The sequence below is a fragment of the Vibrio nigripulchritudo ATCC 27043 genome, from assembly GCF_000222685.1.
Taxonomy (GTDB): Bacteria; Pseudomonadota; Gammaproteobacteria; order Enterobacterales; family Vibrionaceae; genus Vibrio; species Vibrio nigripulchritudo.
In genome coordinates this window covers 18851-28342 of the sequence record NZ_AFWJ01000288.1, presented here as the reverse complement: position 1 = coordinate 28342, position 9492 = coordinate 18851, and the positions used below count along the sequence as shown (strand labels likewise).

Here is a 9492-nt window from a genome sequence, read left to right as displayed (position 1 = left end):
GATAAGCCCACTAAGACTTGTTCAGGAACTACTAGAACGCTAGCAAATATATCTTTAACACATATAAGCCTTCTGCCTCTCAATAGGCAATAACGCTCTTTTGGCTGTGTTAGCAGCCAATCCATCTCGAACAACAAAGTCATCTACTTCGTTTTGTCATTTCGGTCATTAAGCATGGCTTACGACAAACACATATAGAGACCCTCTTATTCCGGTCTCACCGTTACAGACGTTTCTTAGTTAGGGCACTAGACATTTATCGGTTAGCCTTGGTTGGATCTATGCTTTTCGCTCACAAATGCGCGCCTCCGCACGCTTACGACCCTATACGTATTGGTGGTACTTTTGCTATGTTAGTCAGCAGTTTAGGGCGCGTGACGAACTTGTGGAGAAAGATTTTGCCGTTGAAGGCCGTAATGTGGATGCTAAAGCGATTTTTCGCTAAGTTGATACCGCCCAATTAGATATGGTGCTTCTAGTATCAATCGATACCACCTCAATATGGCAGATTCTAGGAATGAGGAATCAATGTCATCTGTTAAATCAAAATAGGCTAATAAATTATGAAAAAAATCATGTCATTAGTAGTATTAACTGTTTGCCCTATGTTTTCTCAAGCTGGAATTAGTCAGGTTCATGGGGCAAAAATTCAAAACATTGAATTCTATGGAGATCAGTTCACAGTCTTATTGGACAAACAGCACTCTTCTAAAGGTTGTGGGCATCCAGGTAATGTAGTCTCTTTAGATTCTTCAAAAGAACCAGGAAAAACGCACTATTCAGCACTTATGACGGTATGGGTAGCTGGTAAGTCGGTCAATATGAGAATTACGGATGCCATATGTAATGGAGATCGGCCTACCTTACTAAATTGGTCAGCGTACTGATCTAATACAACGATCTGTATAAAGCAGGTTACCAACGCTCGCGAATTTACTTCAATGCTTATTCTATTTTTACGGTGGCTTGTTTACGTTATGTGTTAATTTATCATCCACTTACCATAGTGTTATGTTAATAATTTAATAAGGAATTAGAACAATGAAAAATAGGCTTATTTTGCTACTGTCATTACTTTTATCAACCACTGCTCACTCAGCCTCATGGACTGCCAATATTTCTAAAATTCAGGCAGAAGGAATTAAGGATCCCTATAACGTCATCTATTTAAAAACAGATATTAATAGCTCTGCTTGTGATAAAAGCAATAGTCAAAATCGTTTAACTCTAGTTAACGAAATCCAGCACAGTACAGCTCTAGCTGCTTTAATGGCAAATAAAGTGGTAACGGTTCAGGGGTCAGGTGTTTGTAATGCTGCTGGTTTAGAAAATATAAACTATGTAATGATTTATAACGACAAGTAACATATTTGCTATGTTAGTCAGCAGCTTAGGGCGAGTGACGAATTTATGGAGAATGACTTTCCCGTTGGAGTCAACGACGTGGATGCTAAAGTGATTTTTCGCTAAGTCGATGCCGCCAAAATAAAAACAATTAGAGATGGTACCTCCTGTGTTAATCAATGCCACCCCCAGCGTGGCAGATCTTCGAAAAGAGGAATCCATGTCTTTCGTTATGTCGGTGAGGAATGATTGTATGGAGTGGGAAACAGTTAATGGCATTGCAGGGTTAGTAAGTGCTATTTGCTCGATTCTTGGACTGGGATATTTTGGCACTAAAAGAAAATCTGAAATTGAAACTAGTGATCACATCATTACACTTCCAAAATTTATGGCTTTTATTCTAGTTAGCGGAGCTTGGGCATTGTTATGCTTATGTGGTCTCTGGATATTTGACCCTTTTGATGGCTATATGTTTGATGAAGACTACCTGCTATTTTATGGCGTAGTACTAACTTTGCCTTCTTTAATAATATTCAGTTTTGGAGTCAACGCACTAAGAACACAGCAACAAACACCTTAAGACTAATTCGCAACGTGTTGCATTTTTACTATGCGTTGCGTTTAGTGTTTAAGGTGGTTTGCAGAAACATCAGCATTTCGTTGCTCACCACTTAAATGGGCATTATATTTTTTCTTTGAGGTTAACTATGAAAAGAGTATTTATTATTGTTTTTGGACTATTGTTTTCGCTAAATAGCTTCGCAGCTGCTGGTTGGTCAGGAAAAGCTACGATTACTGGTATTTATGCTCTTGATGGAGATAAAGTGCTAATAAAGCTTTCTAGCTTTAACAATCCCGGGGGTTGTGCGGTGAACTCCTCTGGCGATGTAATGATCAACTCTACGACTCATAAAAATTGGTTTTCTATGGCTTTATCGGCATATGCGGCGTCGAAGCCAGTAGACTTCTATGTTGTAGATAGTTGCACAAAAGTTTGGGCTAACACTTCATACGCAAATGTCGGTCATATGAGGCTTAGGTAGATACAACAAAAGCGTCAAACTTACAGCCAAGATGTGCCATTCTGGACTTGCGACAATTAAAGCGTTTAAAGCATTGTGTCAGCTTAATTAAGGGGTGATCAGTAGGAAGACATGAGATGTTCGAGCGAAATGTAAAGTATTTGCGGGTTCTCGCAACGCTTATTTTCCTTTCTTTCTGCGCTGCGATTGTTGGCAATGAGATATTACCTCCTATACAACTAAGAAGTGATAGCCAATCCACTATTTTGTACATAATCATCCATTCTTTTAGCGCTCTTACTATAGTGCCAAGTGTATTGTCATTGTCTTTTGATGTAGGAAAAGTCTGGGGTGCAGCAGCAGGCTGGCTTTTCCTGTTCAGTTCTAGTTTTGTTTCCCAATATTCTTATGCTGCCATACACTTGGTTGCGATTTTGATGGTCCTTTACTTTTATTGGCAGATTGAAAAAAACGACATTTAGTTTTGAAAGATCAGTTCGCTTGCAAAATGAACTAAATGGGTCAATATCACTGGGTAACTGAGACTTTAAAACAACCCAACAATTACATATAAAGCTCAAAAATAAGAAGTTTCGCAATACCCTCTTTCTTGCTGAATGGACATCATAAAAGCCAGATCGACAAATTGTATGGGCGTATTGGCATATCTAAAATCTTCGCTTCTTCAATCACATAGCAAAGGTATTTTGTGAATATTCGCCAATCCATTTTTTCCACACTCATCATTTCCACGTCACTGCTTTCCGCTTTGACATTTTCTTCTTCTGAAGCGCACGCGCAGAATTCAAGAAACTTTCAGCAATATGATTGGGGGTCTATGCCCCATAAGTACAAGGATTTTCTGTCTAAACCTGCTAACCAGCACATTGTTGATGCGATGGTGAGTGCGATTGATTCAGAATATTACCTAGAGAAAGCACCGGAATTAAAACAGATACATCCTTTGGTCGAAGAATGGATAGACAAAAGAAACGCGTTCTTAACCCGAAAAATTGGCGACTCCTTGGAGCTTTTAGAATCTGGTCAGAGTTCACTCATAGACTATAACCCAGAGCAAAACATCCAAAAGTGCGCCATTATTTCTGGTGAAACCTGCTCGGAGAAATCAAAGCACCTTCCCTATCAGGAACAACGCAAAGCCAATCTCGCCTGCAAAATTGACCACATTGAGCGAAACTGCCAAGACTGGAAAGAGCACACCACACCGCTATACAAAACTACACAGATCATAGCGAGTCACATTGCCTTAGCACTATGGATGGACGTAAACGACCGTGTTCCATGGTCTCTTACCAATAACACTTCTGAAGAACTTCACTCGATGTGGAAAGAGAAAAACGTTCTGATGGCTTACACGTCTTATGAAATGTTGAACACTACCACCCGACGTTTCACCACCAAGCACCCTTCCCTCGATTCGGTGACGGTTGCTGACATTGCCTCATTCTTCTCACCTAAGTTTACCTATATCTACAACTCTTCCCCTTACGAGAACTATCAGTGGTTGATGGAAAGCTTTGGTACGAAAATCTCGGCTTCGAGCACTCAGGAAGAAGCACTGAGAGAACTATTTAAACTGACTCAGAAATTTGAACACGGCTCCAGCTCCGACATCTTTTACAAGAACAGAGCCGGGCAATCGACTCCCATCGATGTGGAGAGCAGTATCGATGTACCAAGGTACATGCCAGTTCCGTTTTCATTCCTTCGATTGAGAACCCCACACATGGCAATTAAAGGCTGCCATAGTGCAACCCGAATTGTTCACTCATTAGCGAAAACACTGAATATTCCTTCATCCATTGTTTTAGGTAATAACGCGCTACCAGCCGCTGAATCTCCGTTTTCTTTGAATCATTCCATGCTGTATTTCCCAACGGTGGATCGCTGGTTAAGCCATGGTGATGACATTTACGGCGAAAGAGATCTTTTCCGATACATTGAAGATAAGCTGGATATTACTATTCCAAAATCGCAGTTTACCAAGGCAGCTGAGCTTGCAGCTTGTAAAGGGCAAGATAGTGTTGGGATGTGCATTTCTTCACGTTGGAAAATCAACAAAACACTCGAAGGTTATCTGACTGACCCGGCGAACCATAAGACTTGTCTGGAAATGGTGCGCGGTACTCTTCCGGGTAATCACGACGCCCTTATTTTCAGTGATAGTGAACGTAGTAACATGCTCTCAAAACTTGGTTTTTCAAGCGATGCGTCATACGAACAGGCGTGTAAGGATAAATGGAATCATATCTTTGGTAGCTAGATTACTTTGAATAAAAGGTAAAAACGACCTGCTACCAGGGAATCACTGAGCCATCATACGCCAGTAAAAGACCGGTTTGTGATGGCTCAGCGCTTTCGACAATGCTAACCAAATCCCTTGCTACACGTTCGGGTGTGAACAGTTTTCCTTTGGGCACATTTCGTTGAAACGGCTCTGATAATGCGGTATCCGTTGTGCCTGGGTGGAGCGCCAGAACCGTGGCTTTAGGAAGGGTCCGGCTCCACTCAATGCTCAGGTTTTTGATGATCATGTTAAGTGCTGCTTTGGATGCGCGATAGCTGTACCAACCTCCTAGCCGATTATCACTGATGCTCCCTACCCGCGCAGACAGCGATGCAAATTTTGGCTGCTTACTCTTTCTCAGCAAAGGATAGGCGTGTTTTGCAAGCAACAGAGTTGGTAGCGTATTGGCGCTCATGGTTTCCAGAAAAAAGGCATTGTCGGTTTGTTGAATGTTCTTTTCTGGTTGTTTGCTTTGTGAATGGAGAAAACCTGCGGTATTGATCAGCCAATCCAAATCGTCGATGGAATCAAACACAGACTTTACTGAGGTTTCATCCGAGGCATCCATATTCACCCAGTGAAGGTTTTTCGCTGTAATGACTGGCTTCTCACGTCGATAGGTGGCGATTACCCCATCGTTTGGGTATGCATCCAATAGGTGCCTGACCATTGCTAGCCCGATTCCCCCATTTCCTCCTACGACCATTCGGTTCAATTTAAAGCTCCTCAATTCTTTGTAAGTTTTTTTCTGCTGTGTCGAGTATCGCGTCCTGAACTTCCAGATCCATATTGTCCCAACTCCGATAGATCATCCCTATTCTGGGGTTTTTGCTGAGTAGTTCGCGGTGTTGATTCATAAATCGCCAGTAAAAACCATTAAATGGACAGGCACTTTCTCCGCTGCGCTGTTTCACGTCGTAATGGCAGCCTTTGCAGTAGTCGCTCATTTTGTTGATGTAAGAGCCACTGGCAGCATAGGGTTTAGTCGCAATCACACCACCGTCTGCAAACAGAGCCATGCCACGCGTGTTAGGCATTTCTACCCACTCAATAGCATCCACGTAAATGCCCAGATACCAGTCGTCGACTTCATCTGGGTGGCAGCCTGTGACTAACGCGAAATTGCCTGTCACCATTAGTCTTTGAATGTGATGTGCGTAAGCATAATCCAATGACTGGTCGATCGCCTGTTTCATGCAGTGCATTTGGGTTTTGCCTGTCCAGAAATAGTCGGGCAATGCACGCGTGGCGTTCAGATGGTTCTTTTCGGCATATTCCGGCATGTTCGCCCAATAGACACCCCGTATGTATTCCCGCCATCCGATAATTTGGCGAACAAAGCCTTCAATCTGGTCTAGTGACACATTGCTGTTAGGTTGCTCATAGCGAGTCAGTGCGGCATCGATGACTTCCAGCGGCGACAAAATTTTTGCGTTTATCGCGAAAGAAAGCCGGCTGTGATATAGACTCCATTTCGCTTTGTGTTGGCTGGTCATCGCATCTTGAAAGGTGCCAAAAAGCGGCAGGCAGATCTGGCAAAAATGGGCGAGCAAGTTCAGCGCCTGGGAACGATTTACCGGCCAGAGTAATTGTTCACCAATATTTCCCATTGTCACTACGCCATGGCGTTCTATTCGCTCAAGAATGACCGTGATGTCGTTGGCAAACATTAATGGCTCAGGAAGCTGGTCGATATCTGCTGGCTTTAGCTTCTTTCGGTTATTGGCGTCGTAATTCCATTTTCCGCCAACGGGTTTGTCATTGGCATCCATCAGAATGCCAAACTGCTTTCTCATCCGCCGATAGAAATGCTCCATAAGCACATGCTTTCCTTTGGGAAACTGACCGGGGATTAACTCCGCACTCAGCATGAAATGTTCAGTATCCACGCATGTTATAGAAACACCTTCAACGTCCAGTTTTGATAGTTGCTGAGACAGCCGGTGTTCATCTGGAGACTGATACTGCAGCTGACTGGCACCGGTTTGAAGGCATAAATTCGTGAGCAAATCGGGCAGGTTGGCAAAAGCCGCTGTGTCATCAAGAGTCAGATACTTGACCGGGTGACCCGATTCAGCCAACCAAGCAGAAAAGGACTCCATTGCAGAGAAAAACGCACACACTTTCTGGATATGGTGTTTGGTGTAGCCGGTTTCCTGTTTGAGCTCTGCAATCACGTAGAGGATGGAGTCATCGATGCTTTGATACCAAGAATGTTGGTAATTCAGTTGGTCACCCAAAATTAATCGAATAGTTTTTGTTTTCATAGAGGCTCGGCGTCGAATTAAGCGAAAAAGTGTGCACCTTTCTTAATACGCTCGCGACTTCTAACCGATCAACTTTTGTCGTTGGATTCTAGTGAAAAAAGGCAGCCTCGCTGCCTTATCTATTCTGTTATTGGCTGCCGACCAGATTGTCGAGGTTCACTTTATTACCCAAAGGTTGAACCTGAATTTCAGCATAGCCCATGCGAATGGCTTCAAATTGCTTGGAAAGCTCTTTTACATGAGCTTCATCTTGAGCGATGAATGCCACATGGTAAACCGGACGAGTCACACCCTCGCTCACTTCTTGCGTATTCAGATACGCAGAGGTTAGAAATCCGGCTTGATTCAGGCTTACGACGCGTTGCAGGTCGATGCCCAGAACACGGTCTATTTCAGCAGGGTCAATCCCCTCTTTCCAGGTCATGGTAATTCCGTAGTTGTAAACCAGAGGCGTCTTATCCAGCCATTTGGATCCCAAAGGAAGAACATCAACTATCTTAACCAGATTCTGTTTGTACAGTGGCAGCTTCTCTAGAGTATTCCGCACCTGTTTTTCACTGCCACCGCTGATAACAAACCTGATAAGTCTGGTCGGTTTTCCATCTATCTCACTTTCGTAGATGTACATGTCTTTAATAGAGCCTTGTTTAATCAACTGCCCAAATGCTTCTTTCTGTTCCGGCATGGCTTTCAGGACTTTGTCGTGATCCTGTGTGTTCCATTTCAGCTCTACCCCAAAATCCACTGCATATACAGTAAAAGCTGACAGCATTGCGCCTACCAAAACGATCGCTTTAATCATAATTTTCATTGCATTACCTCATAGTTGTAATGTTTTCGGTCACCTCGTTGAGTACAAAGGTAAACGAGGCTCCCGATCTCCCAAGATAAGTGGGAACATGTTGCCTACCAACGTGATCGATAGCTTCTGTGGCAGGCACGACAGGTCTTCTCTGCCTGATTCAGCCCCTGCTCTGCTAGCGACAAATTTTGTTCTTTACTTGCGGAAAGAAGAGTTGCGTAACCTTCTCCAAAGTCGTGCATCAATGAATGGAATTTTTCGGGTTTAGTCCAGACCGAATCTTTCGCTTTACTACCGGCTTGGCTCTCTGGCGGAAACGCGTCTTTTAACATCGAGCTGTTTTCAGCCAGTTGCTCGCTCACCTCCAGAACCGCTTGCCAATCTGTTTCTCTTTTCCTGAGAAGTGCCGCCACCCGATCGGTTTGTTTTTCGATCAACTCAAAGGCTTCTTGCCGGATAGTAATCCAGTCTTGATGACCCGCTTGCACCCAAGTTGGCACAGTTAGCATCAACCCTGTCATTACAGTTAATGCCATTTTGTTAGACGCTCTCACCATTTAAACACCCCTCTTATCTTTGGAATGGAAAACAATTTACACAACAACTATTGCATTTGCAACAATTGCATTTTAAATTATTAGTAGAACAACAAAGAAAGAGGAAACGAATTATGAAAATCTGGGACTTACCAACACGCATCTATCACTGGCTTCAGGCTCTGCTATTTGTCGCCTTAATGGGGTCGGGGTTCTCGGGAAATGGGCCTCATGTCCAGCTAGGGTTGGCACTATTCACATTACTGGTATGGCGTGTTTTGTGGGGAATCGCTGGCAGTCAAACCAGTCGATTTCGCCAGTTTATTACTTCGCCTAAAGCCGTTATGAACTACCTAAAATCGGGCAAATCTGCGTCGTTAGGCCATAACCCAGCCGGAGGATGGATGGTAGTGGTTATGCTTTCTGCCCTGCTTTTTCAGTGTATTTCTGGAATGACAATTGCGGGAATGTTGGACGAAATGCCCATCGTCGGAAATTTGCTTACCGAGGAAGTGTTTATGGTAGTTGAGCAACTGCACATGATCGGAGCGAACTTACTACCAGGTTTGATCGCTTTTCATATTGGTGCTGTTCTTATCTACAAACTCAAAGGCACGCCATTGACTTGGGCGATGGTCACAGGGGTACAAAAACAAATCAGCGCGAACACAAGCCTCTATTTTGCGTCGAATACTCGTGCGTTAATGGTGCTAGTGCTTGCAATTTCCGTTACCATTGCAACAGTTGCATTTGCATAAGAGATAACAATGAGCGAAACATTTGAACGTGAGAAAAGTTTTGGTTGGAAAGTAAACGTCGTCGCATCGCACATGGCTAAGATGCTTGAACAAGAGCTGGCAAAACATGATTTCCCCAAAAGCTTTTGGCCAACGATGATGTGCCTGTGGGAGCAGGAAGGCGTGACTCAGCGAGAGCTTTCTGACAAATCCCGCATCGAGAATTCCACCACAACCCGAACTCTAGATAAACTTGAAGATCGGGGATGGGTGGAAAGACAAGCGGATCCAAACAGCCGCAGATCTTACCGAATTTATCTGACTGAAGAAGGCAGAAAGCTTAAAGACACACTTCAGCCTTTGGCACATCAAGTTAATCAGGGTGCCCTTTCTCACCTGGAACAGAATGAACAGCAGGAACTGATTCGCTTACTCACCAAAGTGATGGTTGGGTTTGCGAATAAGTAAATTCATTT

At 43.5% G+C, this 9492-nt stretch carries 11 protein-coding genes and 1 pseudogene; 7 read left to right on the top strand and 5 right to left on the bottom strand.

Annotated features, from left to right (window positions below; translation table 11 throughout):
- The first annotated feature begins 563 nt into the window (after window positions 1-563).
- On the top strand, window positions 564-887 hold the full coding sequence (locus RH89_RS22560; RefSeq protein ID WP_004407003.1) for a hypothetical protein: 324 nt from the start codon (window positions 564-566) through the stop codon (window positions 885-887).
- Window positions 888-1041: 154 nt separating this feature from the next.
- The gene (locus tag RH89_RS22555) at window positions 1042-1365 is read left to right on the top strand and encodes a hypothetical protein (RefSeq protein ID WP_004407001.1); all 324 of its coding nucleotides are present in this window, start codon (window positions 1042-1044) and stop codon (window positions 1363-1365) included.
- Here the strand turns inward: RH89_RS22555 and RH89_RS29785 are convergent.
- A pseudogene (locus RH89_RS29785) lies at window positions 1351-1503 on the bottom strand (IS110 family transposase); the annotation flags it as partial. The gene RH89_RS22555 and the pseudogene RH89_RS29785 overlap by 15 nt on opposite strands.
- Window positions 1504-1597: 94 nt before the next feature.
- Here RH89_RS29785 and RH89_RS22550 point away from each other — a divergent pair.
- From RH89_RS22550 to RH89_RS22535, 3 genes are all read left to right on the top strand, one after another.
- A complete protein-coding gene (locus RH89_RS22550) occupies window positions 1598-1924 on the top strand; it encodes a hypothetical protein (protein WP_004406992.1) in 327 nt (108 codons plus the stop codon).
- A 127-nt stretch (window positions 1925-2051) separates the two neighbouring features.
- On the top strand, window positions 2052-2387 hold the full coding sequence (locus RH89_RS22545; protein ID WP_004406990.1) for a hypothetical protein: 336 nt from the start codon (window positions 2052-2054) through the stop codon (window positions 2385-2387).
- 688 nt (window positions 2388-3075) lie between these two features.
- Window positions 3076-4650, top strand: a complete 1575-nt coding sequence (locus RH89_RS22535; RefSeq protein ID WP_004406988.1) for a hypothetical protein — start codon at window positions 3076-3078, stop codon at window positions 4648-4650.
- Window positions 4651-4681: 31 nt separating this feature from the next.
- On the opposite strand, the gene RH89_RS22530 is transcribed toward RH89_RS22535, so the two are convergent.
- From RH89_RS22530 to RH89_RS22515, 4 genes are all read right to left on the bottom strand, one after another.
- Window positions 4682-5389, bottom strand: coding sequence for an SDR family oxidoreductase (locus RH89_RS22530; RefSeq protein WP_038147054.1), 708 nt, complete (start codon window positions 5387-5389; stop codon window positions 4682-4684).
- 1 nt (window position 5390) lies between these two features.
- Entirely contained in the window at window positions 5391-6941 is a 1551-nt protein-coding gene (locus RH89_RS22525) for a cryptochrome/photolyase family protein (RefSeq protein ID WP_004406984.1), read from the bottom strand.
- A gap of 127 nt (window positions 6942-7068) precedes the next feature.
- Window positions 7069-7752 (bottom strand): hypothetical protein, encoded by a 684-nt coding sequence (locus tag RH89_RS22520; protein WP_004406983.1) that lies wholly within the window; start codon window positions 7750-7752, stop codon window positions 7069-7071.
- A 95-nt stretch (window positions 7753-7847) separates the two neighbouring features.
- The gene (locus RH89_RS22515; RefSeq protein ID WP_004406982.1) at window positions 7848-8300 is read right to left on the bottom strand and encodes a c-type cytochrome; all 453 of its coding nucleotides are present in this window, start codon (window positions 8298-8300) and stop codon (window positions 7848-7850) included.
- A gap of 113 nt (window positions 8301-8413) precedes the next feature.
- Here RH89_RS22515 and RH89_RS22510 point away from each other — a divergent pair, with 113 nt between their 5' ends.
- Window positions 8414-9037: a cytochrome b/b6 domain-containing protein gene (locus RH89_RS22510; RefSeq protein ID WP_004406980.1), complete on the top strand. Its 624-nt coding sequence runs from the start codon at window positions 8414-8416 to the stop codon at window positions 9035-9037.
- A gap of 9 nt (window positions 9038-9046) precedes the next feature.
- The gene (locus tag RH89_RS22505) at window positions 9047-9484 is read left to right on the top strand and encodes a MarR family winged helix-turn-helix transcriptional regulator (protein ID WP_004406978.1); all 438 of its coding nucleotides are present in this window, start codon (window positions 9047-9049) and stop codon (window positions 9482-9484) included.
- The last annotated feature ends 8 nt before the right edge of the window (window positions 9485-9492 follow it).